Consider the following 312-nt stretch of genomic DNA (forward strand, 5'->3'; position numbering starts at 1 on the left):
TCGCCATCGTCGACTTCCTGCGGCAGGCCCTGCGGCAGTCGAAGTCGACCCGCAGGAACAGCGTTCGGATTGGCCTACGGCTGGCAGCCGTAGGCTGCGTGTTCGCGCTGGTCTACGCGGCGTACAAGGTCACGGTCCTCTTCTCCCTCGGCCTGGGCCTTCAGCTCGTGCCCGACCACGCGCGGTGCTCCTCGCTGGTCTCCGCGCCGTGCGTCTTCAGCGTGACCTCCCCGGCGATCGCGGTCCTGCTGATCTGTCTCGGCCTCACGCTGCCCGCCGTGGTCTATCCGATCAGTCAGGCCCGCCGCCACC

1 pseudogene is annotated in these 312 nt (G+C 68.9%); it reads left to right on the plus strand.

Features of this window, described 5'->3' with window-relative positions:
• A pseudogene (locus RB628_RS41840) lies at positions 1–312 on the plus strand (hypothetical protein); the annotation flags it as partial.

The sequence above is a fragment of the Streptomyces sp. ADMS genome, from assembly GCF_033441795.1.
Lineage (GTDB): Bacteria > Actinomycetota > Actinomycetes > Streptomycetales > Streptomycetaceae > Streptomyces.